Source organism: Methanosarcina sp. DH1 (assembly GCF_020804205.1).
GTDB classification, from domain to species: Archaea; Halobacteriota; Methanosarcinia; order Methanosarcinales; family Methanosarcinaceae; genus Methanosarcina; species Methanosarcina vacuolata.
Genome location: NZ_WJBJ01000018.1, coordinates 61,142 through 85,155, shown reverse-complemented (window position 1 = coordinate 85,155; position 24,014 = coordinate 61,142). Strand labels below are relative to the sequence as shown.

The 24,014-nt window shown below is 38.2% G+C and carries 22 protein-coding genes and 1 pseudogene; 13 read left to right on the top strand and 10 right to left on the bottom strand.

From position 1 onward, the window contains the following. Positions 1-455: 455 nt before the first annotated feature. The 3 genes from FXW07_RS08670 to FXW07_RS08660 all read right to left on the bottom strand — a co-directional run bounded on the left by FXW07_RS08670 (position 456) and on the right by FXW07_RS08660 (position 2,312). Positions 456-1,289, bottom strand: coding sequence for a deoxyribonuclease IV (locus tag FXW07_RS08670; protein WP_229395094.1), 834 nt, complete (start codon positions 1,287-1,289; stop codon positions 456-458). A gap of 14 nt (positions 1,290-1,303) precedes the next feature. After that, positions 1,304-1,636, bottom strand: a complete 333-nt coding sequence (locus FXW07_RS08665) for a hypothetical protein (protein WP_229395093.1) — start codon at positions 1,634-1,636, stop codon at positions 1,304-1,306. Between the two features lie 205 nt (positions 1,637-1,841). Then, a complete protein-coding gene (locus tag FXW07_RS08660) occupies positions 1,842-2,312 on the bottom strand; it encodes a phosphopantetheine adenylyltransferase (protein WP_229395092.1) in 471 nt (156 codons plus the stop codon). Between the two features lie 318 nt (positions 2,313-2,630). Here FXW07_RS08660 and radA point away from each other — a divergent pair, with 318 nt between their 5' ends. Both radA and FXW07_RS08650 read left to right on the top strand, forming a co-directional pair. Next, entirely contained in the window at positions 2,631-3,608 is a 978-nt protein-coding gene (radA, locus tag FXW07_RS08655) for a DNA repair and recombination protein RadA (protein WP_048120207.1), read from the top strand. Between the two features lie 134 nt (positions 3,609-3,742). Continuing rightward, positions 3,743-4,423, top strand: coding sequence for a phosphoglycolate phosphatase (locus FXW07_RS08650; protein WP_229395091.1), 681 nt, complete (start codon positions 3,743-3,745; stop codon positions 4,421-4,423). Positions 4,424-4,651: 228 nt separating this feature from the next. On the opposite strand, the gene FXW07_RS08645 is transcribed toward FXW07_RS08650, so the two are convergent. Beyond that, positions 4,652-5,266, bottom strand: a complete 615-nt coding sequence (locus tag FXW07_RS08645; protein ID WP_229395090.1) for a transglutaminase family protein — start codon at positions 5,264-5,266, stop codon at positions 4,652-4,654. Positions 5,267-5,830: 564 nt separating this feature from the next. On the opposite strand from FXW07_RS08645, the gene FXW07_RS08640 reads away from it, so the two are divergent. Next, complete coding sequence (locus FXW07_RS08640; RefSeq protein WP_229395089.1) at positions 5,831-6,154, top strand: hypothetical protein; 324 nt, start codon at positions 5,831-5,833, stop codon at positions 6,152-6,154. Between the two features lie 444 nt (positions 6,155-6,598). Here FXW07_RS08640 and FXW07_RS19285 read toward each other — a convergent pair whose 3' ends face one another. After that, the gene (locus FXW07_RS19285; RefSeq protein WP_255678994.1) at positions 6,599-6,721 is read right to left on the bottom strand and encodes a hypothetical protein; all 123 of its coding nucleotides are present in this window, start codon (positions 6,719-6,721) and stop codon (positions 6,599-6,601) included. Positions 6,722-6,972: 251 nt separating this feature from the next. On the opposite strand from FXW07_RS19285, the gene FXW07_RS08630 reads away from it, so the two are divergent. Beyond that, a complete protein-coding gene (locus FXW07_RS08630) occupies positions 6,973-7,527 on the top strand; it encodes a hypothetical protein (RefSeq protein ID WP_048155130.1) in 555 nt (184 codons plus the stop codon). Between the two features lie 293 nt (positions 7,528-7,820). Here FXW07_RS08630 and FXW07_RS08625 read toward each other — a convergent pair whose 3' ends face one another. Next, the gene (locus tag FXW07_RS08625) at positions 7,821-8,192 is read right to left on the bottom strand and encodes a PRC-barrel domain-containing protein (protein WP_229395087.1); all 372 of its coding nucleotides are present in this window, start codon (positions 8,190-8,192) and stop codon (positions 7,821-7,823) included. A gap of 970 nt (positions 8,193-9,162) precedes the next feature. Further along, on the bottom strand, positions 9,163-10,644 hold the full coding sequence (locus FXW07_RS08620) for a tetratricopeptide repeat protein (protein ID WP_229395086.1): 1,482 nt from the start codon (positions 10,642-10,644) through the stop codon (positions 9,163-9,165). Positions 10,645-12,135: 1,491 nt separating this feature from the next. On the opposite strand from FXW07_RS08620, the gene FXW07_RS08615 reads away from it, so the two are divergent. The 5 genes from FXW07_RS08615 to FXW07_RS08595 all read left to right on the top strand — a co-directional run bounded on the left by FXW07_RS08615 (position 12,136) and on the right by FXW07_RS08595 (position 16,760). Next, positions 12,136-13,131 (top strand): GGDEF domain-containing protein, encoded by a 996-nt coding sequence (locus FXW07_RS08615; RefSeq protein WP_229395085.1) that lies wholly within the window; start codon positions 12,136-12,138, stop codon positions 13,129-13,131. Between the two features lie 87 nt (positions 13,132-13,218). Next, complete coding sequence (locus FXW07_RS08610) at positions 13,219-13,740, top strand: TrmH family RNA methyltransferase (RefSeq protein ID WP_229395084.1); 522 nt, start codon at positions 13,219-13,221, stop codon at positions 13,738-13,740. Positions 13,741-13,981: 241 nt separating this feature from the next. Then, positions 13,982-14,689 (top strand): STING domain-containing protein, encoded by a 708-nt coding sequence (locus FXW07_RS08605; RefSeq protein WP_229395083.1) that lies wholly within the window; start codon positions 13,982-13,984, stop codon positions 14,687-14,689. 534 nt (positions 14,690-15,223) lie between these two features. Continuing rightward, positions 15,224-15,961: a hypothetical protein gene (locus tag FXW07_RS08600; protein ID WP_229395082.1), complete on the top strand. Its 738-nt coding sequence runs from the start codon at positions 15,224-15,226 to the stop codon at positions 15,959-15,961. Positions 15,962-16,055: 94 nt separating this feature from the next. Next, entirely contained in the window at positions 16,056-16,760 is a 705-nt protein-coding gene (locus FXW07_RS08595; protein WP_229395081.1) for a TIGR02391 family protein, read from the top strand. A 180-nt stretch (positions 16,761-16,940) separates the two neighbouring features. Here the strand turns inward: FXW07_RS08595 and FXW07_RS08590 are convergent, their stop codons facing one another. After that, on the bottom strand, positions 16,941-17,588 hold the full coding sequence (locus FXW07_RS08590) for a YggS family pyridoxal phosphate-dependent enzyme (protein ID WP_229395080.1): 648 nt from the start codon (positions 17,586-17,588) through the stop codon (positions 16,941-16,943). Positions 17,589-18,194: 606 nt separating this feature from the next. Beyond that, entirely contained in the window at positions 18,195-18,569 is a 375-nt protein-coding gene (locus FXW07_RS08585; protein WP_229395079.1) for a helix-turn-helix domain-containing protein, read from the bottom strand. A 134-nt stretch (positions 18,570-18,703) separates the two neighbouring features. Between FXW07_RS08585 and FXW07_RS08580 the strand changes: the two genes are divergently transcribed. Next, positions 18,704-19,594, top strand: coding sequence for an MBL fold metallo-hydrolase (locus FXW07_RS08580; RefSeq protein ID WP_229395078.1), 891 nt, complete (start codon positions 18,704-18,706; stop codon positions 19,592-19,594). A gap of 144 nt (positions 19,595-19,738) precedes the next feature. Beyond that, a complete protein-coding gene (locus tag FXW07_RS08575; protein WP_229395077.1) occupies positions 19,739-20,554 on the top strand; it encodes a nitroreductase family protein in 816 nt (271 codons plus the stop codon). 123 nt (positions 20,555-20,677) lie between these two features. Here the strand turns inward: FXW07_RS08575 and FXW07_RS08570 are convergent. Continuing rightward, positions 20,678-20,829: pseudogene (locus FXW07_RS08570) on the bottom strand (IS5/IS1182 family transposase); the annotation flags it as partial. A 578-nt stretch (positions 20,830-21,407) separates the two neighbouring features. Here FXW07_RS08570 and FXW07_RS08565 point away from each other — a divergent pair. Together FXW07_RS08565 and FXW07_RS08560 are read left to right on the top strand one after the other, a co-directional pair. After that, on the top strand, positions 21,408-23,132 hold the full coding sequence (locus tag FXW07_RS08565; RefSeq protein ID WP_229395076.1) for a 2-oxoacid:acceptor oxidoreductase subunit alpha: 1,725 nt from the start codon (positions 21,408-21,410) through the stop codon (positions 23,130-23,132). After that, positions 23,119-23,970 (top strand): 2-oxoacid:ferredoxin oxidoreductase subunit beta, encoded by an 852-nt coding sequence (locus FXW07_RS08560; protein ID WP_229395075.1) that lies wholly within the window; start codon positions 23,119-23,121, stop codon positions 23,968-23,970. Before FXW07_RS08565 ends, FXW07_RS08560 begins: the two co-directional genes overlap by 14 nt. Positions 23,971-24,014: the final 44 nt, after the last annotated feature.

The window sequence follows — 24,014 nt, the reverse complement described above, 5'->3', positions numbered from 1 at the left end:
TGCTTGCAATGCCACGCACATATTAATCTCTTTTACCTGCAGCTATTTTTCTAAAAAGCTTAAGCAAAAAAATAAGAACTATATTAGATAGTCTTATCTGAAATCTCAGATACACTTTTTTGAGCTATGGGTGTCCAGGTAAATTTAAAGAACTATAAAATCAAATTGCGGGCGGCCACCCCACCCAAAAGGATGGGGTATGCTTCGGACCGCCCGCCCGGTTACTTGGAGACAGATAATTAAGTATCCTTTAACAAGGTTTCCTTAACATAAGTGATTGAAATTTTTACCTCGGTTTCCTTATCCGATTTACTATCTATATAAAAGGAAACTATGGTTTAGATATTTAAAGAGAAAACGAAGAGGCGAGGGTTCACTTCATCCCCAACCTGAAGGATAGGGTATTCGTGACCCTCTGCGCTCCCGTAGTAATAAAATTAAAATTAAAATCAAAATTATATTTCGTTATAAAGCATCCTCAACATAAGTGCGTCTTCTTCAAGAATAGGACTCTCAAGTATGACCCTTCCTCTGGCTTTGAATTCTTTTAAGGCCTTCAGAAGCTCGGGATAATTTAAGTCGGATTCTTTCAGAGTCAGATGCCTTTTTTCTCCGCTCGTGCCGTACTCAACTCCTGAGACATGCATATGCATGTTCGAAAGCCCCTCCTTTCCAAGGCTTTCCTCTACTTTTGATAGAATTTCCATAAACTCGGGGTAAGAATTTTCTTTACCTTCCCTTGCATGCAGATGGCAAAAATCAAGGCAGGGCATGACCCCTTCGATCTCTGCACTTAGCGCAAGCACTTCTTCAAGCGTTCCAAATTGCGTACGCTTGCCCATCGTTTCAGGCCGCAGGACTGCAGGGATTCCTTCATCCTGGAATTGTCCGGTAAGTTCTTTTAGAGCTTTTGATATGCTCTCAAAGGTGTGTTTTTTGGTACTTTTCTGATAAAATCCGGCATGCAGTACGATTGATTCAGCTCCGCAGAGGTTACCTATTTTTGCGGCATTGTAAATCCTTTCCAGGCTGGCTTTTAATTTTTCCTCTTCACAAGAATTCAGGTTGATGTAATACGGGGCATGGACGCTCAGGGCCACTTCTTCGTTATTTGCAGCTTCCAGGACGTTTTTTGCCCCTTTTTCGCTCATGCGCACTCCCTGAACAAATTCAAGCTCCATACAGTCAAGGCCAAGTTCCCGGATCCTTTTGATTCCTGAGACACTGCCTGTTCCTTTTGTGCTTCTCGGGATTCCTGCGGTCCCGAAAAGTAGATCTTTTGAGGGCATTTTCAACTATCCTTTTAGAAAATACCCACAAAGTCTTTTAGCTGCTTTGCCTTCTCAGGAGACAGCTTTTCGGAAACTACTGCAACCAGCTCTTCAAGATCTTCGTCCAGGGATTGAACATCCTCCTTTCCTTCAAGGGCAAGCTCTACAAGATAATCAAGTTCCTCAGGGTTCAGCCTCTCCAGCCTTTTCCTGAAATCTTCAGAAGACTCGGCAAACTTGTGTGATACCGGGCGCAGGATAAAGGGAAACTGGTGCCCTGCTTCCCTGGAAGTTAAGTTTCCTTTGGCTTCAGGTGCAAGCTTGTTAAAAATCTCAATGTCCTTCTGTGTAAATTCTCTGGGCATATTATTGCTTTATGGCTCTATCCTGATATATAATTACTTTAATATAATTATAACAAAGTCTAATTGTATAGTGTTAGTGAAACTACTTAGTGTTCAATTCTTAGTGTTCAATTCTTAGTGTTCAATTCTTAGTGTTCAATTCTTAGTGTTCAATTCTTAGTGTTCAATTCTTAGTGTTCAATTCTTAGTGTTCAATTCTTAGTGTTCAATTCTTAGTGTTCTGTTTCAATCTGCCGTGCCTGTCAATCTCCCCTTTTGCAATCCTTGTCGAGGAAATAGGGATTCCATCTTCAGCCATTACATACTCAACATATTCGATTTTAAGGAGCTTCTTTCCTTTTTCTTCCCTGATACGATTCATTTTAAGGGCGACCGGATAAGTCTCAGGAGAGACAATTATATAATCGAAATCCTCTTCTAAAGCAGGGCCGTAGGGGTTATTCAGCTTTGTAATTTCATATCTGTCATCTGGGATTCCCATTTTTTTTATGTATTGCAGCAGCCAGGTTCTCCTTTTCTCATAGTTATCGACGCTGTGACTTTTACTTAGCATCTCGTCCGAGGTAAGCCCTATGTGGACTTTTCCATCCTTTGCTATCTCAAATGCTTTTTCAATCAGTTTGGCGTGACCGTCATGAAAATACTGAAACGTACCGCCGACTGCGACCTTTGGCATGATGGGTGATAATCTACCAAGTAAAAAGAATTTTTGGTTTTTTTTCGGCTTTTAGGAAATTTTCACTCATTTTTCTCTTTTCCTTCTTACTCTTTCATTTTCATTTTCCTCTGTTTTCTTCTACTTTCTTAAATATGACTGCCAGAAAAAACCTTTTTTTTCCTCCATTTACCTGGTTTTCCAGTAATATAACCGCATTTTAGAGGCGTTGTAGAACACTTTCACCTCGCTTCCTCTAATTATTTATACCTGCAAAACCATTGTGGAGCAACTGTTATGCACCTTATACAAACATGTGCATCTTAGGAGAATTTGTAAATGAGCCAAATAGCACTCGAAGAGTTGCCCGGAGTTGGCCCTGCAACCGCAGAAAAACTCAAAGAAGCTGGATTTAATACCATTGAAGCAGTGGCTGTTGCCTCTCCTTCTGAACTTGCAACTACAGCCGAAATCGGGGAATCAACGGCTGCAAAAATCATCAATGCCGCAAGGCAAGCTGCTGATATCGGAGGTTTTGAGACCGGAGACATCGTGCTTGAAAGGCGGAAAATGGTAGGCAAGTTGACTACCGGTTGTACTGAATTTGACGAAATGATGGGTGGGGGCATAGAAACCCAGGCAATTACCGAACTGTACGGAGAATTCGGTTCAGGAAAGACCCAGCTGGCCCACCAGCTTGCAGTCAATGTCCAGATGGACAGGGAACATGGAGGGCTTAACGGTTCGGTTATCATCATAGACACTGAAAACACTTTCAGACCTGAAAGGGTCGCCCAGATGGTAAAAGGGCTTTCCGAGAAATACGGCATGGAACTTGACCCAGAAGAGTTCCTCCAGAATATCCATGTCGCAAGAGCATACAATTCCAATCACCAGATCCTTCTTGTTGAATCTGCAACAGACCTGGCAAACGAGCTTCGGGATATGGGAAAACCCGTTCGCCTGCTGATTGTTGACTCGCTTATGGCTCACTTCAGGGCTGAATATGTGGGAAGGGGAACCCTGGCCGACCGGCAGCAAAAACTCAACAAGCACATGCACGGCTTGCTCCGCTTCGGGGATTTATTCAACGCCTGTGTGGTTGTAACAAATCAGGTTATGGCAAAACCCGATGCTTTCTTCGGTGACCCCACAAGACCTGTAGGAGGCCACGTAGTCGGGCACACAGCAACTTTCAGACTCTACCTGCGGAAATCCAAAGGAGACAAAAGGATCATACGTCTGGTTGACTCTCCCAACCTGCCCGAAGGAGAAGCTGTTATCGCAGTTACTACAGCAGGACTCACAGACCAGTGAACGTGTGAATCATACGATACAAACAATTTTAACTGTAAATTTAACGGTAAATGTTTAATGGTAAATACATTACCGATAAACATATTCAAAGCCGGGTAGGGAAACATTTTATCTACCCATACCCAATCTTTTTTATGAAATTCAAAGCTATTGTAGCCGATATAGACGGTACAATCACCTGCGAGAAAAGGGAACTTCATCTGGGAGCCATGAAAAAGATCCGTTCTCTTAAAATTCCTGTCGTGCTTGCCACAGGAAATACTCTGTGTTATGCAAGGACAGCTTCAAGGCTTATCGGCCTGAATGGAGCGGTAATCGCAGAAAACGGAGGGGCTATTACTTCCCGCTTTGATTTGCAGGGCACTTTTGAGGAAAGCCTTGAGGAATGCGAAAAAGCCTATTCTGTTCTTTCCAACTATTTCAAGCTCACCAAACTTGACCCTTTATACCGAAAAACCGAGATCGCTCTCAGGAGAGACTTTAATCTCGAAAAAGCCCGATACCTTCTCAAAACCTTGGATCTGGACATCGAGATGGTTGATACTAAATATGCCATCCATCTCAAGAGCACGAAAATCAACAAAGGGATCGGCCTTCAGAAGCTTGCAGGCATGATGGACCTGAAATCCAAAGATTTCGTAGCTATAGGAGATTCAGAAAACGACTTAGAAATGTTTGAAGTTTCAGGTTTCGGGATTGCTGTCGGAAACGGGGATGAAATAATAAAGGAAGCTGCGGATTATGTAACAGAAGCCTCATATGGGGACGGAGCCGTAGAAGCCCTTGAGTTTCTCGAATCAAAGGGCTGGATTTAAAAAACTCTACTTTCACTGCCTTCCCTGAACCCTATGAGTTTTCCTTGAATATCTCTAAGATTATTCTGAAGCTCCTCTGAAACTCCTCTGAAACTCCTCTGAAACTCCTCTGAAGATCCCCTGAAGCTCCTCTGAAGATCCCCTGAAGATCCCCTATAGCTTTCCTGAATTTATCTTAAGGCTCCTTAAGGCTCCTCAAAGCTCTTCTCAGGCTCGCTTGATCAATTTTTAAGTTCTAAACAGGTCTTTCAACCCAAGATCCCATTGATCCCATAATTCTTTCATATCTTTACTTGTCTTTAATATTTCAATAACAGTAGGATTGGGATCTGCGAAGATTACCGGACTGTCTTCTTCCCCAAGTCCTTTATTTACCTTCTTTGAAATCTTTTCTTCGTATATGGAAAACTGAGCATCACGGCCTGGCTTGTTGCCTCTTGCATCCAATCTTATCCATTTATCCAGATCTTTTAAATATACCGCGTTTAAGCCATGCAGGAATTTTATGTTTATGTCACGACTTGAAGATAGTTTCTGATAACAGAACCCGGCCGGAACCCCGAAATATCTCAACATGGCTGCAAACAGATGGGCTTTGGCACAACATATCCCATGGCCGGCTTCCAGAACTTCTGATGCCTTGCAGGTAACGCTCATTTCTCCGATATCGCCGGTGTGATGAATCTCATCCCGAACAAATTCATAAACCTTCTTGATCAGGCTGATTTCGTCGCCGGTGCCTTTCTGTAGTTCGAGGCATTTATCAACGATCAGCCTGTTATCAAAGTCTATGACTTCACTCTTTTTAAGGTAATCCTGAAGATTATCGCTTTCAGTATACATTTTTACTCGCCTGTCAATAAGTACTAAAAGGCCCTTCTATATGAAATTTAAGTATGACATAGAAAACGACTTTTCTAAAATTGCCTGTGAACTGATTCCGAAACTCCAATTGATCTTCTGGATTTCATATTTTGAATCCTCAATCGAGTTTCTGCTCATAAGAACAATTCTGAAATATTATGGACTTAGAAATAGAATTGGCTTAGAATGAGTTTTCTTTTTAAAATATACAACTTTAAAAGAGTAGTATCGTGACTTAATGTCTTATTTATGGGCGCAGGTAAAATAAACTTTTTAAAACCTTTATTTTAGTAAATAACTGGTTTAACTCATTATCTTCTTATAAATACTTTTTATAACTTGTCTTTTTTCAATTAATCCTTTTAAAATACTCATTTTATAAATTAGCTTACTTTTATATTTTTTTATTTATAAGTATGTTTATATTTTAACCGGCGTATATCGGAATTGTCAAGCTGCGAATAGTCAGCGAGATAATTTAGATAAATAAACTAAGGCTACAAACTAAGGCTACAAGGACAGTAAATATTTTGGGGTAGGTAAATGATGAAAATGAGAAAAATACTGGGTATTTTGCTGGCACTCTGTTTTGTGCTATCAGTGACAGTTGCAGCAGTAAGTGCGACTCAGAACAATGTTAAGAACAATTACGATGGTAAGCAAAAGTACGATGCTAAGAACAAGTACGATAGTAAGGACAAGTACGATAGTAAGAACAAGTACGATAACCATAATGGCAAAAAAAAATACTTTATGAAAGGTCATTGGGGATATAAAAAAGTAAAGCACAACAAGGATAGCAAACACAAATCTCTATGGTATACCTCTGAAAAATACTGGATTCCTGGCTACTGGTACTGGAAGTAAAAACGTATAAGCATATTGAAAGTTGAATCTAAATAAAAAAAATCCTAACTGGCTGATGTTTAAATGTTTACATTAGCCAGTTGTGCTCTTTTCTTTTTCCAATTCTGAGTGATGTATACAATATTATTTGGAATCTCAGTTCAAAAGCTCTAAACCCTGATTAAAGCTTCTCTGAAATCCTGGATTCCTGATAATCAAGCGAGCTTCGGTGTCACTTGTGATAGTAGAGTTTTAAATAGATAATTCCCATCCATATCCAGCTGGTATCACAAAATATCTCAGCATGGCTCCAAATAGATGAGCTTTAGAACATATTCCATGACCGGATTCCAGAATCTCTAATGCCTTACAAGTGACTCTCATTTCCCTTATGTCTCTGGAATGATGAATTTCATCCCGAATAAACTCATAAAACTTCTTAATTAAGCTGTAATTTAGCTGTAATTAAGCTGATTTGTCGTCGGTACCTTCTTTTAATTCAAGGCATTTGTAAACAATTAGCTTATGATCATAGTCTATGACATCGTTTTTAAGGTAATCATGGATATTATTGTTTTCAGTATGCATCTTCTTATTTACCTATCAATAATTACTTCAAAAATTCGTCTCTATGAATTAGAATCTTACATGGAACTCCACTTTTATTAATACAAATGTATAAATATTTATAAATATGATTTCAAAAGGATTTACCGAACAGAAAATGAACAGCATTGAAGGACGCATTGTTTGATAAATGCTCTTTCAGAATTCTCTTTTCAGGATGTATTAACCGAATCAAGCTAAAGGAGACAAAAAATTGAGAGTGGGGACATGATATGGTAGACGGTGAAACCTTAGGGGATAAAAAAGTAGAGAATGAAATTCAAACCATGCAAAGAAACATCGAAAAAGATCTATTCGATGAACAAAGCAAAGTTCTGGATAGATTTTATTCGCTGATAACCCTGACAATTACAACATTTGGTTTCACTATTACGGCTCTTACTTTTTTTATCAGCAGATTAACCATTAATATCGGTGAAGCTCTTCATTCTTATCATGTCTTTTTTTCTTTCTTGTGCTTATTTATGTCTTTTTTAATCTCAATTATTAATGTGCTGGCAATATTTCATCACAGAAAGCTAGTAAGAAGAGGTAACATGATAGTATATAGGGAATATAATGAATTGGTAAATAATAATTTGAGATTATATCTCGATATCTCAAGGCAAAAAAATTACTATGTAATTGCAGTTACTCTTATTGGACTTGCACTCACATCCCTCTTTAACCATTTTTCGCAGCATCGTATTGTAGCCGTTGTGCTTACAACCGGATTTATTGTGATAGTATTGTTGATAATACGCAATTCTCGCAGGTATCTTTCCTAATTTACGGCAAAGATGGTTCGATGTAACATAAAAGAAGATGTTCTTCAGGACCCTCTTTTCAGGATTTCTGTGTGAATCTGCACCTAAAAAAAGTAACTTGTTTTTCATTTTTTTCGTTCGAATACCCCGCAGCAAGGCAACGGGGTATTTGTCTGAAATAAATTATTCAATAGAAGAGGGCATATTCTCAAAAATAGTAAGGTTTTCGAGAACCTCTAGTCTTTCCTGTATTCTTCTGTAAGAAAATCGGATTGGAAACAACAATTTTCATCTCATTACTCGAAAATGAGCTTTTAAACTTTCCAGTAAGGAGGAACATTATACTTCTCATATATGCTAGTCAAATCATTATGAGCTAAAGACCACACGTTGTCACCCAGATCTTCTGCCGTTTTGAATGCTCCTTTCTCAACTCTAAGGATATAATCACCTCGACTTGCTTTAAGAGCTTCCCAAGGAATGGCAAATAATTTACAGGACATACCAATAAAACAATCACAAGCAAGTACTACGTATGCTATTCTTCCCCTTTCAGAATCAATCATGACTTCTTCAATCTTTCCAAGTTCTTCATCGTTAATAGTTAAGACCTTAGCTCCTTTTATTCTAGTTGCTGGTACAAAATTCATTTTCTTTGCAACGTACAGTTCTTCATTTATTCCCATATACTTCAGCTCCTAATGTATTATTCACTTATTGTATTTTATTAATTTTAAACGTACTGAGAAGCATTACATTCTTTTCGCCTGTCAGTTCTCCATTCCAGGCTTAAGTATGTAAGTTTCCTTTCTCGATTACCCCCATGAGTTTTCCCATTAATATTAATAGTTCATTAATAATATACATTCTTTACGCACTTGAGGTCATGTCCTCCAGTAACTAAACCGGTGATCAAAAGAACGTCTATGAATTACTCCCAAATTTGAAGGTGTTTTTAACTGCTGTAATGCTAAGGAATGACAAAAATATAAATTCAAAGATTTTCATTGCCTAAAGATAATTCTGTTTTACTGTTTCATCCCAAAATAATTTCGCTTTTTTAATATTTTTTATTTTAATCATATATCATATACAGTTGACCCACTATTTTACTCCAATTTCGAACTTGTTTCATTTTACATGATTAGTCCACAATACCAAAATGGAATTKTACTTAYTCAACGTTTAACTCTTTGCGTCGCCTGCTGTTGTATTRGGTATTAAACTTTTAAAGGGTTTTGAATCTGCAGAATTATTTCAGGATACAACAGCCACAAGATAATGGAAAATCACTCATCTTTGAAAGCAAAGTTTAAATTAAAAAAGAAGAAATTTTGCATTACTATCAGTAATTGTCGGACAGCCTGGTAGCTCAGCTTAATAAAATTATTTAGTATAGGATCTCATTAACTGTTATTTGCATATTAACAACTATCAAAAACAGGCAATTTCCTCCTTTTCAGAAGGTGTCACAGAATAGATTATATATAAATTTTGATTGCACACCTTGAGTTTCAAGGTCAAGGTCACCAATTAAATATTAACTTTATGGATAATTTACATAGTTAATTTTAAGCCAGTTACTTACGAAGCCTTAAGAAATTCCGTGTCTAAAAAATTGAAGCTTACAAATCGAGATAAAATGATTAAGTTTTCTTATTTCCGCCAGCTTCTCTCCATTTTCTCATACAGGCCAATTAAATTATTCCGTGTGATTTTGAAATAAGGATGTTCAGGTCCGTATTCTTTTTCGATTATATCGAGGGCTTTTTCGTAGATATTGATTGCGGTTTCGTATTCACCCATGCTTTCGTGGAGGCCTGCGAGATTGTTCAGGGTTGTGCCGACATCTGGATGTGTCGGGCCCAGGGTCGTTTCGTAGATCTTGAGGGCGCGGGTGTAGAGAGGAAGGGCTTTTTTGTGCTGTCCGAGGATCCTGTAGAGTTCGCCCATGTTGTTTAGAGTCTTGGCAACGTCAGGGTCGTCAGGGCCAAGGACACGTTCCCGGATTTCGAGTGCTCTGGTATAGAGTTCCAGGGCTTTTTCGTTTCGGCCTTTCTGGACGTATACGCCTGCCAGGTTGTTCAGGGTTGTAGCAAAGCCAGTATGCTCGGTTTTCCCGAGTTTTTCCATAATTTCGAGGGACTGTGTATAGAGGATCATGGCTTTCTCATACCTTGTGGTCTGGAAATAAAGCAGGGCAAGGTTGTTCAAAGTCTGGGCCACTTGCGGGTGTTCAGGACCGTAAACCTTTTCCTGAAGCTTTAAAGCCTGCCCATACCTGTCTTCAGCTTCGTCAAGTTTGCCCATTTCCGAGAGCAGAACACCCATGTTATTCAGGGTCCCGGCTCTGTATCCCATAACCACACGGTTGTCCGTTTCCTGCTCCTGAAGCTTTTCAAGAAGTTCGAGAGCCTGCATGAAGCATTCTTCAGCCCTCTCGGGTTTTTCCAGCCCCTTATAAAAAAAAGCCGTCCTGTTCAGGGTCCTGACAGCACCAAGATTTCTAGGGTTCAGGAATTTTTTCTGGATCTCCAGTGCCCGGGTATAGAAAGAAAGAGCTTCTTCACGCCGATTCATAAGAGTATAAAGAATTCCAAGCTCACTGAGCGTATTTCCGGTTTCAGGTCTGGGCTGATCTGGGAGATTTTCACGAATTTTTAAGGCCTTTAAAAAAAACTTGAGGGCTTCTTCATAATTCTCCATATATCGGTAGATTCCTGCAAGCCCATTCAGTACAGAAGCAGTTTCCGGACTTTCGGGTCCAGTATTTTTTTCCACAATACCAAGCAGTTCTTCATAGAGGGGAAGGAGCACTTTCCATGATACGGACCTGTAAAAAGGCTCGGCTTTAACTGTGAACCAGCTTACCAGCTCCTCTGGCTCAAAAATCTCCTTTGCATGTATAAAAGCTTCCTTTAAAGCAATCTCATCTTCAGGGGTTATAAGCTCCGGATCCAGATCTTTCAGGCGCTGTTCGTACCTTTCAAATAGAATTCTGTGATTTTTTGTTTCTATTTCTATTTCTTTTCCTGTTCCCTTTTTAATTTCTTCCTCTGGATCTTTGTCTTTAGCTTTGATAGAGGTATTTTCGTCAGAAATCTTTTCTTTTTCCAAGTTTTTCTTAAAATCAGTCATATTTTACCCCTCCTGAACAAAAAGTAGTATAATTATATCTTCATCTGAAAATATAAACATCTTTCTGGAAATCTAGTACATCAACCCTGAATATTCTGGAACGTCTCTATAGTCAATAGTTTCTATCAGACTGACTTCCAAATGATAAAAACACATTTATCTTGCTTCTTGTCTACTGATTTTCTGACTAGACTATATTATTGAGTACTTGTCTTTATTTGATTGACGTTTTAAAACACCTGAATGTCAGTAGTCCTCTTAAAGTCCATATTGAGTCCACAATTCCTGCCTCTCTCACAGGTGTATTTTTGCATTCAATTTCTCTTCATTTTGTCCATAGAGAACGGCGAAGAGCCGAATTTGAATGAACTTTGGAAGTAAGTGACCACTTTATTTCTGAACTCAATGTTACTTTCCTTGAGTACATTGCTTGATACTAACTATGCCCTGTCACGATAGGGCTGTTATACATGATCTAAGGTACAAATTCGGGGTTCTAGAGATTGAGAACGTATGGCTTGGGCTGGCAGGTAGTGTCTCAATGATGAGTATAAGGGTTTCCTAACACCTACATATGGCTCGCGGTGGTATCTGTGGGCAGTTGGTATTAGGTGCGGRTGCTAAGGGTCTAAGACCTGTCGCATGGCTTGGGCRGTGCATGTGGGTAGGCTGGTCTTGYTCTTTGCGTGTAAAGACTGGATGAAACTTTAGGTATATCTCYATAGGTTTTCCTARAGCTGGMTTCTTTGTCCGGTCTTTCCCTGCGGGCAGGGTAGCAAAAAGAGCATTTTTCTTAATCCTTTCTAGATTTGTTATAGATTGATTGCCTAAATTAGTAAAAAGGGAAGTTAAGCCGGAGCGGAAGGGAAGGCTTGCCTTCCCTCCTTTCAAAATTTAGTTTATTTGTGTCTTTTTAGTGAGAAAAAGAGTTCTGTTGACTTACTCTCCCATCTTATCTATGTCTTTTCCCCCTTCTTCTCAATCTTGCTCTGTTATGATATAGCCAAAAAGCTTTAAATGCCGCTAGTGTCATGAAAATTTAGTTATTGGTGATCTAATGAGTCCAAAATCGTTATATACTGATGAGAAGCCACTAAAATTATGCACAATAATTAAATTGCCAAGACACTAGGTACTGACAAAAAAAGAAATAGCAACAGTAGTGATTAACACCTATAGACTTGTATATATCAGCATTCAGGAGATAGGTAAAAATTCAATACTAATCTGATATATGTCTAAAACGTCTACCTTGAATTTTTAAATTCTGAGCTCTTGCGTTTTCCTAGGATATTTGACGACTTGATGATATGACGTTCATTTTATGCTCCAAATACCTCAACATTTTAAGATAAAATGTTATATTTAATAATAGTAAAAATGCAAAAGATTTTTTTATCTGAACATTAAAGAACTTAGCACCTGTTAGATATGCATTACAAATTCTTTATATTTCTATTAAAATCTAATACCTTAATTTAGTTGTTTATTATGGTAATTATAAAACCAATAGATAATAGCAAAATATTTAAAATTTTGGTAGCCACAATATCATCTATATTAGTAGCAATAATTGGGACGTCTGTAAGTTTGGATGACCTTTATAATATTGTTTTTAAAGGAGGTCTTTCGAACTGGCCCCTGGTGGTTCTTATATTATTAATTTCTAATGTTGTTGTTTACTATATCATGAATAGTTCATGGAAATATGATCATGATACACTTACAAAAATAATAACAGAAAATGCTGTTTTAATTAAAGATTTGGAAAACGAAAATGCTGTTTTACGTAAAGCTTTGGAAGAAGCCGATATACTTCGAGAGACCGATATCATCACAGGTATTCCCAACAGTGTAGCTCTTGAAAATGACATCGCTGCTAAATATTTTAAAACAGACAAAAAAAAGCAATGTATTTTTATAGACTTACAGAATTTCAGAAAAATTAATAAAGTATATGGTTTCAAAAAAGGTAATGACTTAATAAAAATTATTGGGCGAACAATTTACGACAGAATGCGTAGAAATGAAAAAATGTATAAAATTCCAAAAGATAACAAAATATACAGAGTCTTCCCAGGAGGAGATGAATTTGTCATTATTATTTTTGGGGAACAATGGGAAGCTCTCGGTTTTTCAAATAGAGTAGTAGATATGTTTAACGAAATTACAACGAAAACTCCCAATATTCTAGGGAGTAGCGAAGAACTTTACTTTAGTTGCATAATAATTGAAATGAAAAATGATGATTCATACGAGGATCTCCTTTACAATATTCATCCTTGGTATGAAACTGCAAAAGAAGGAGGTCCAGGCTTTACTATATACTGGTTCCCTCAAAATATTGAAAAAACCATAAACCCCGAAAAAGATAAAATAGCATCGAAAAAACTAAAAGAGTATGAAGAGGCACGGAAAAAATTTAAGGTAATGAATCCAATTGATGACGAGAAGATGTTGATGATGATTACCGGTGAAATAAAATAGGTATCGAGGACTTAATAGAGCATAGACAAGGAAAAGATTATGATATAAATTCCGATATTACTCTGCCGAAAAAGCTAAGAGGCTAATATGTTGTTTCTATATGATATCCAGTCGCCAATTAATATTGGAATGATTCTGAGGGTTGGAGAGCAGTTCCAAATCCCTGTAGCCATCTATGATAAGCGCAATATAATGAAGGATGAAAATAAGGTTAGATGGATTTCGGATTTTTCATGTGGAGCGATCAATCGAGCTCCTCTCGAATATGCAGAAAGTTTTGATATTTTCAAGCAAAAACATCGCAGTCGCATTATCGCGACGTGCCTTAATAAGACTGCAGTGCCTTTACAAGACTTTATTTTTAAGGAAGATGATATTATTCTTTTTGGCAACGAGTACGATGGTCTTCCCAAAAATTTAATTGAAAATGCGGATGCATGCCTCTATATTCCTTTGCCACCGGGCTTCTTTCCAAAACCACGCTCTTTTTCGCCCATTGATCCTTTGCGTGAAGCCGCTGTTTCGCAAAATGGAGTCCCAAACCTTAATGTGTCAATGAGTACAGCTATCATCAGCTATGTCTATCGCACTCAATTTCCCATAGTGTAGCTTTCTCCAAGGTTCTATCAATTTAACGGTAGCTAAGGAATTTTCTAACTATGATTAGGCCTATAAGTATAGTTTTGGGAAAAATTAAATAGGACTTAATTACTGGAGATACAAAATCAAGAACAATAGATATTGCAACTCAAACAGGTTTTTAGATAGTTTAAGGTTTAACTCAATTGATTATTAAGTTCAACTTCGTAAGTCCTATAGAATTATTTGATAATAGTTAAGTTGTGATATAATGGATAATGATATAAGCCGTTGGCTAACCATTGAATCAATAATTAAGTTTGCCAGCCCATACCATTTTTTGATAGTAATTTTACCATCTACAGTTGGTATTTGCAGTATAATTGAATTTTTAATAAATCTATCAAAGACAAAATTAGTAGCTGTTGGTACCATTGTCTTAATATTTCTTTTTTTAAGTCAAATTTATAGTTATTACAAAGAATATGAAAAGTCGATGGCTGAAGTTCTTGAAACTGGATATTTTTATAATTTTTTCGATAAAATCGTCCAACATATATGGGATAGAAAATATAACAATATACCATTGAAAATTAAATTCAATAATGGACAAAAGGAGGTAATAGAAACAATAAAAACCAGTCAACTCAAATTCATAGTGATCCTTCCTTTATCATATGATGATTTTCTAGATACTATTAATATTATTAATAAAACAACTAAAATTGGGAGTCTCGATAACATTTATAAAATACGTTTTAGTAAGAATCCTGATGATACAATTACTGTCTATGAATGCCCACAAACGTTGATGGCAATACCCAAGCATGGTAATCATAAGATTAAATATGATGAGAAGACATCAAAACTCTTTCACAAGCATTTTAATGCGTATTTTGATGAGGACTGGAGAAATGCGAGTGATAAAATTTCATCGGAAATATTTATAAAAAAATCTAGCTTGAATAATGATTATTAGTTGTGGTACATTTTGTTAGTGTAATGAAATTTATGTAAAACTACAAATATCACTTTATAAAAATCTAATATTACAGATATTTTAATATACGAAAGTTTATTCTTGGAACGTTGGGGTTTTAAATTTTAATTGCACCCTAAGCAGCAGGTATTTATCCATTTTTCAAAAAAATACATACGTTTTATTATTTAGATAGTGTACTGATTTCCAATAATGCCTATGCAATTAATGAATTTATAGCTTAAATTTCGATAAAATATTCTAGAAAGATGAGAGTTTAAAAGTTTATTAGTGAACTGAAAGCGATATATTACCCAAAAGTCTTAAATACCGCCCGATATCTGCTCACTTCTTGAGCATGCGGGCGTGGAGGGAAGTTTTTAGATGAATTTAAAAAAGAAATTTGGCAACTCCTTAAGAATCAGCAAGGTCCTGCGGAATCTCTACGCTTAAAAAACATCTTTTTTCGTCATCGAAACAATTTAAGAGTAAAAAGGTAACTTTTTTATCCCAAAATTATTCCTTTTTACTGTTATGAATCGTGAAGAAATCCTCAAACTCTGCGCTTCAAATCTTGAAGCTATTATAGACTATATTGAAAGTTTAGAACCTAATTTTGATATTGATTTTGATTTTAATCCTCCAAAAAGACCGGATTGTTCTTTAGACTTATACGAACCAGCTAGAGATCAAGAAATCTGTGGATATGTGTATAATGATGGAAGAATAGCAGATCCTTGGGAAGCATATGCAGATGGATATTTAGCAGCAGTTAAAAAACTAATTGAAATTGCAAAAAGAAACGAATTCACGGAAGATACATTTGGTTACCCTATCTTTTATTTATTTTACCATTATCTTGAATTGCGTTTGAAACGAATCATACGTTGTGGAGAGTTCTTTATAAGTCCAACACATCAGAAACAAGATTTATCCACAAGCCATAACATAGTTTCTTTATGGGAGAAATGTAAAATAATCTTAAAAGAAATTGAAGGCTGGGAAGAATACGCAGATTTAAGTGAAGACACTAAAAAGGACTATGAAGCAATAGATCATTTTATTAAAGAAGTTGCACGAGATACAACATCACAAGCATTTCGTTACCCTGATAACTTTAAGAAACAAAAGCCATTTCTGGTAGATGATAAAGAACAACAGTTTCTTAATGTTACAAATCTGTCATATGTTGTAGATTGGTTATCTTATAGACTTGATGGAATTAGCATGGCAGTTGCTGTACAGCTATCTTTTTATGGAGATTATTATTGAACTTATTTTTGGAATTTCGTATTTTTCAAAGCACACAAATTTTGTTTTACAACCTATGGCTCTTGTTAATATATTCAATGGTAGGTGAGTAATGATGGTAGAGTTTGAATTAGATACTATACTTCATCAAAGAATTATTAATAAATGTATGTCTCTTTACAAAGATGGTCATTTTCCCGATGCTGCATTAGAATCGATGAAACAAGTAGAACTTGCACTTAAAGAGAAATCTGGGACTGGCAAAAAATTGTTTGGTACAAATTTAGTCAAGACACTTTTCAGATCTGGAAAGAATATAAAGTTAATAATTCCTTTAGCGGAGGACCTCCAAGAAGATGCACTAGAATTATTTACAGGTGCATTTAGGTATTATAGAAATTACGCAGCTCACGATGGTAGTAAAATTAATAAAATAATTTGTATACGGATTATGGTGTTAGCTAGTGAACTATTAGATCTCATAGGAGCTTCACCTATTAGCTTTACGGATATTGGTGGAGTTAAAGGATTGATAAAACATGGCATTTTTGCTGAAGAATCACAAATAACTGATTTACTTTCTTTTCTTTCATCACAAGCTTGTCCAGATGATTGTTTTGATGGTTTATTTGAGGACTTGTATGAAAGAGGCTACACTGACCATCAATTTCAATCAGTTTTTGACTTGGGTCTTATCGAGTATAAATATAAAACGGTGGATCATAATTTACCTGGTGAACCTGCAGATTTGGATACTTTGGGGTGGTTCGAATTGACTCCAATGGGGTATATGGTTCTTAATAAAAATCAGAATGTTTGAAATACTGAGAATTCGCTGAGAGAAACTACGGTCAATCTCTTAGAGCACTTACTATCATTAGCTTGTATTATAACGCTCTTTCGAAGCTGCATCTTTTAAAATAGGATGGAGCACTGTATCCATAACCTGTTTAATAACTTCACGTACCAAAATTTTGTAGAAAATGAGAATGATTCTACGTTATCGTAATACATCGAAAATTTTTCTACCTACGCGGACGATGCTTGCACCTTCTTCTATTGCTATTTGATAATCGTCTGTCATTCCCATTGAGATATACTGAAGATGTTTTTTTAAGTGCTTCTCTGCTTTGTCTTTCAGGTCTTTTAATTCTTTGAAGTATTTTCTTGAATCTTCGGGGTCTTCGTTTTTTGGAGGGATTGTCATCAGGCCTTCAAAACTTAAGTATTCGAGGGTTGAGATTTGGTCTATAAGTTTTAAGAGGTCACCGGGATCTAATCCGGTGTGTTTTTTTTCGTCTGTCTTCACCTGTATGAGGATTTTCTGGACCCTTTTTTTTTCTTTTGCGGCGTTGTTTATCTTTTCTGCAAGTTCGTACGAATCAACACTTTCTATCACATAGGGATTCAGGTTTACTACTTTTTTTGCCTTGTTTAACTGAAGTGTGCCGATGAAGTGGGTTTTGATCTCAGGTGGAAGAGATGGGGCCAGATCTTTCATCTGTTGATAATGATTGAAGCCGATGTCTGTAACACCTACTTTTATGGCTTCGTCTATTTGTATTTTTGACGCGTATTTTACTGCGGCGACAAGTGTTACATCAGATGGTATCATTTTTAAAAGTTCTTTTACATTGTCTTCTATCATATGTTATCATTCTACGGGTATCATTCTATGCAGAGATTTTCAGTATTTTGTCTCTTTTATAATAAGTATTTCTGGTATGAAGTAATCGTCTAATGGAATTTGAGTCGGTACTACATATGAAACTAAACTAAGTAGACCTAAAAATCAGCTATGGATAAATCGTTTCTTAATATAGTACATTCAGTCTTGCTTCTTTGTTTCTTAAGCTTTTTGCATTTACCATGGAGTTCATAGGAGGAAACAAGTTTATTCTCATATACTATAGAACAATCGAGAAAACAAACATACAGGCATTTGTGGAAAATTCTGCTCGAAAAGAACATTTTCTTTATATAAATAAAAAGATAAAATAAGAATTACACTTATTAAACTTCCATTATTGCAAAAATATTATAAGTATGTCGATTTTATCTCAATAGTCAGGTGGTCTCTTTCAGGCCAGGGTTACTTACGCGGTGAAATGCTTCGGATTTTTATTGTCATCGAGCGGCCTTTTTCGGCCTTTTATTAGAATACCAAAAACGGTTTCAAGTCTTCCGAGATGAGGGAGATATCTTCGATATAGACTTGATCTAACTCCCGACAACTTGACATGACCTAATCTTACTATTTAATATTATCGCGAAAAGTTTCCGCACACTTCTGGTTCCAGCTTCCGTATTTTCTCTTCTGGTACTCGTTTCCCCACTCGTTTAACGCTATAAGAACAGGAAAGACCGAGCGGCCGTCATCAGTGATACTATATTCGACTCGTGGCGGGACCTCGGGATAGACAGTCCTTTCGATCATCCCATCGGCAACAAGCTCGCGGAGCTGTTTTGTCAGCATCATCTGGGTGATCCCGGGGATTTTCTTCTGGATCCCGGAGAACCGGACCGGTCCGTCTTTGAGAAACCAGAGGATTATTGGCTTCCACTTTCCGCCAATGACTGAGAGCGAAATCTGGATCGGACATTTTCCTACAGGAGGAGATTTTTGCATAAGCAATAGTATCATTTATAATAGTATATACGATTTTGCAAACTGCTCATTTTTTAATACTACAGCACTTACGGTCTTTTACCTGCATTGAAGCGGCCCGGACAGGAAAAGACGGGCAAAAAGGTAGAAGCATCATGGACACAAATCGCGTATATCGCATGGGTGAGGCCACAGTTACCCGCGTATCCGAACTTATTCTCGATTCAAACACTCCTGAATATCTGTATCCCCAGTGGGACCCTTCATTCATTCAGGAGCATGAAAAATGGCTGGTTCCCGGAAACATGGACAGGACCCGTACGCATGTCTTCCAGAGTATCCATACGTGGGTGCTGCGGACAAAGCAACATACGATTCTTATTGACACAGGAGCGGGAAACGACAAGGAACGTATCTGGATGCCCCGGTTAAACAGGTTGAAATCCCCCTACCTGGAACGGCTCAAAGCCGCAGGTGTGACTCCGGAAATGGTGGATTATGTTATCTTAACACACCTTCATGTGGATCACGTTGGATGGAACACACAGCTTGTTGATGGTGCATGGGAACCGACCTTCCCTAATGCAACGTATGTCTTCTCAAAGGCCGAACAGATGCATTATTCCGACCCGGAAAACTACCCGGTGAATAACCGCGTCAAATTCATAGTATACGAAGACAGCATCTTGCCGGTGATCCAGGCAGGGCAGGCCGAAATCATTGAACCGGATGGGACGGAGTTTCTTGAGGGAATCTCCTTATATCCGGTACCTGGGCACAGCATTGGCCAGATGGCAGTCTGCCTTACTTCCGGCGGAAAAGAAGTTCTTTTTGGTGGGGATGTCATGCACCATCCCATCCAGGTATACCGCCCTGAGTGGAACTCGGTGTACTGTGAAGATGCACTGCAAGCCTGTGCTTCACGACGGTGGGCGCTGGATTATCTTGCAGACCGGAATGCCCTGTTTTTCAGTTCACATTTTGCAGAGACCTCAGCGGGGCGCGTAACCCGCAGGGGAGGGCGCTTTGTGTGGCAGTTCTGCTGACGCAGGAGTTTCTGTTGCTTTGTCAGGACTTGATAAGTTTCCTTTGTCGCGATCTATTGCAGTTGATATTTAAACGTGCCGAAATTGCAACCTAACAGAAAAAAGAGTTAAATAAAGAGTATTTTTGTAAAAAGAGGTAAGCAAATGAGCCTTATTTCGTTTGATGTGGAAAAGTGTACAGCTTGTGGAATTTGTTCTATGATTTGTCCTGTAAATATAATCATGCCTGGAGAAAAAGGTGCTCCGTCCTTACCCACCGAATATGAGGCATTTTGCACTCGTTGTGGGCACTGTGAAGCTGTTTGTCCTGCGAATGCAATTATGGCAAATTATCAGTCATTTCCTCCTGAAGATGATAATGCCAGCATTGAGCAGATTAACCCTGAACAACTTAAGAAATATATTCAAAGCAGACGCTCGATAAGGATTTTCAAAAATAAGCCCGTTGAAAAAGAGAAAATCAGAGATATTTTTGAAGCCGTCCGCTTTGCTCCATCTGGCATGAATGGACAACCTGTTAAGTGGCTTGTTGTAACTGATGCATCGGAGATTAAAAAGTTTGCAGATCTTACTATTGATTGGATGAGAATGATGGCAGAAAAAGGCGCAGATCATCCTCTTAAGCGTTATTTTCCTATTCTTGTTGCTCTCGCTGATGCAGGCTTTGATCCCATTTGTAGAAATTCTCCGGGACTTGTCTATGCTTATTCAGAAAATGCCTCTGGATACACTGACAGCATTATAGCCCTGACAACCTTTGATCTTATTGCTCCTTCTTTTGGTCTTGGAACTTGTTGGGTAGGACTACTGCATAGAGCAGCAGTAGAATATCAGCCATTAAAAGAGGCTCTTGGTATTCCTGCAGGATTTGTTTTGCAATTTCCAATGCTTTTTGGATACCCAAAATATAAACATAGAAAAATACCCGGTAGAAAAAAAGCGGATATTATATGGAGATAACCATATCAAAGTTATTGGCTCTTTGCTGTTTTGTAGGTTCTGGTGCAAAAAATCATAAATATGGAATTAAAATTTAGTGGCAAAGAAAAGAACATAAAAGCACAGAATATGGTGCTTTTTTTCTTAACTCTCAGCCAAGCGTTTTAATCCCTTTTTATCATTAATAAAGAAGCTATAACGATCCCTATCAAAAATACAGCCAGAGAGCAGTATCTTTTTACGGAGATCATTGTATATTGGTTTAAATTCTCCGTATTACACGTTTTTTGTCTAATTAAAACTCGTCCTCTATGAGAGATCTAATAGTTCTAAGTCCTAATAGTTCTAAGTCCTAATAGTTCTAAGTCCTAATAGTTCTAAGTCCTAATAGTTCTAAGTCCTAATAGTTCTAAGTCCTCCCAATTTTCAATCAAAGAGCTATCCGAAAAGTCAGTAATGCATGTTGAAAATTTACAATAGGTCTATAAGATCATAGTATCCAGACAGATTTTGTAAGAACATAGCCATTATGCCTTCCTAACCGGTCAGGGAATCAACCGTCCACCTTGATTATATCTATAGCCTTCTGTCAATTTTGATACTACCTTAAAGGCGTATTCTTTTCGAAAATAGTCAAGTTACAAGAATATTTAATACTGAATAATAACTATTATTCAGGGAGCTGAAAAGAGAAGGCGGTTAAACAGGGTTAATAACAACATAAAAAAGGAAGTTGATAAAGAATCTCTGTTTTGCTGCAATCATTACGAAACTGCTCAAACAAGTTTTGTATTAGAGTTCGTATTAGTGACTTGAACTTATTCGAACAATCGAACCAAAATTAAAAAATAAAAAATATTTGGGGGTAAAATATTTGGAGTACACACTTCGAGTAGGAGGAGAGGCCGGACAGGGGCTGCAGACCATAGGTGGAGCTCTTGCACAGGTCTTTTCCAAAACAGGATTTCATGTATTTACTCACCAGGACTATATGTCCAGGGTACGTGGTGGGCACAATTATTATCAAATTCGCTTTTCTGAAAAGGAGATCTCTGCCTCAAGAGATATGGTTGATATCCTCCTGGCTCTTGACCTGGACACTATAGAAATTCATAGAAAAAGCGTACGGGATGAAGGATTTATTCTTTATGATTCCGAAATTACCAAAAAGAAATTTGAAGAACCCGAGTTCATAGATATCCCGTTCAAAAAAATAGCCCTTGATGTAGGAAAAAAAAGCGTGATGGCAAATACTGTAGCTACCGGAGCAGCGCTTGGGATTCTTGATATTGGGCTTGAAACCCTCAGGAATGTTCTAAGAAAAGCTTTCGAGAAAAAAGGGGAGGAAGTAATCCAGGGAAATATAGCCTGCGCAGAAGCTGGGTATAATTATGCTCGTAAAAATTGTCTCCGTTGCGAAGCTCCCGAAATCCGTGAACCTGAAAACAGAAAACTCATGCTTATTGACGGGGTTAATGCAATTGGAATGGGCGCCCTTATGTCGGGCTGTAAGTTTTATTCCGGTTACCCTATGACGCCTTCAACAGGGATTCTAAACTATATGGCTTCCAGAGCAGAAGAGTACAACCTGGTCGTTGAACAGGTTGAAGACGAGATTTCAGCTATTAATATGGCTATAGGAGCCTCTTTTGCAGGCGTAAGGGCAATGACCGGAACGTCGGGTGGAGGATTTGCCCTGATGGTAGAAGGCCTTTCTCTTGCAGGTATGACCGAAACTCCTATTGTTATTGCAGAAATGCAGCGTCCTGGGCCTGCAACCGGCTTACCTACACGCACGGAACAGGCAGACTTGCTTTTTGTCCTTTATGCAGCGCATGGAGAGTTTCCAAGGGTGATTTTTGAGCCTGGAGACCCAAAACAGGCTTTTTACCTCACTAACAGGGCCTTCGAGCTTGCGGAAAAGTACCAGATCCCTGTGTTCATCCAGTCAGACCAGTATCTTGTGGATACCGAATGGACTTATGAAAAATTCGACCTTGATAATATAATTTACAATGATTATCGGCTGAGAGAAAAAGACCTTGAAGGTGTTGAGGTTTATAAACGTTTTAAATATTCCAGTACAGGAATTTCTCTTCTTGCAGTCCCCGGAGAAGCCGGAAAACACCTCGTTGTAGCGGATAGCGATGAACATGACGAGGAAGGACATATCATAGAAGATTCCGAGACCCGGATCAAAATGGTCCAGAAAAGGTTGTTGAAGAAACTGCCTCTTATAAAGAAAGAGATTGACCCGCCACTTCTTTATGGCGACTCTTCTCCAAAAATCGTGTTTGTGGGGCGTGGTTCTACTTATGGTGTGATAAAAGAGGTGGTAGATACTATTTCTAAGGATCACAAGGTTGCGATGATGCACTTTAGCCAGGTCTACCCTCTTCCGGAGCGGGATAAGTTTGATTATATTGAACTTCTTGAGAATGCTGATCTTACCATCTGTATAGAAAACAGTGCTACCGGACAGTTTGCAAAACTAATGAGAGCAGAAACAGGGTTTGAATTTTCCCACCAGATTCTCAGGTATGATGGGAGGCCTTTTACAATCGAAAATCTGAAGGAGGAATTGCATGCCTACATCTGAAGATTATAAGGGCCAGGTTCCTGCCTGGTGTCCAGGGTGCGGAAATTTCAATATCCTTTCGACTGTCGAAGAGGCACTTGTAGAGCTTGGCATTGAGCCCTGGGAAGTGCTTATGGTTTCGGGGATAGGACAGTCTGGAAAACTACCCCATTATACTAAGTGCCACACATTTAATGGGCTGCATGGAAGAACCCTTCCCGTAGCTACGGCTGCAAAACTTGCCAATCACTCTTTGCACGTAATAGCAGTTGCAGGGGATGGGGACTGTTATGGAGAAGGCGGAAACCATTTCCTTCACACAATTCGCCGTAACCCGAATATTACCCTGCTAGTGCACGACAACCAGATTTACGGGCTGACAAAAGGACAGGCTTCTCCTACCACGGCTCAGGGAACTCGCACCAAAATCCAGCCTTATGGTGTCCTTGAAGAGCCATTGAACCCACTTGCTCTGGCAATTTCTCAGGACTGCAGTTTCGTAGCCAGAGGTTTTGCAGGAGATAAGGCTTATCTGAAAGAACTCATGAAGGCTGCTATATCACACAAAGGTTTTGCCCTTCTTGATATCCTTCAGCCCTGTGTTACCTTTAACAAGATAAACACTTTCAAGTGGTATCGGGACAGGGTGTATAAACTCGAAGAAGAATATGACCCATATAACCGCTTAAAAGCGTTCGAAAGGTCTCTGGAATGGGGAGATAGGATTCCTAACGGCATTTTCTATATAAATGAAAGAGAGACGCTTGAAGAAGGAATACCGACGATTCAGGAAGAGCCTCTCGTCAGGCAAAAATTCTCTATTGAGGACGTAAAGCACGAAATTGAAAAATTTTATTAATCCATCGGCTTCCTGTTTGGGACATGTTTAGAAAAAGAGATATT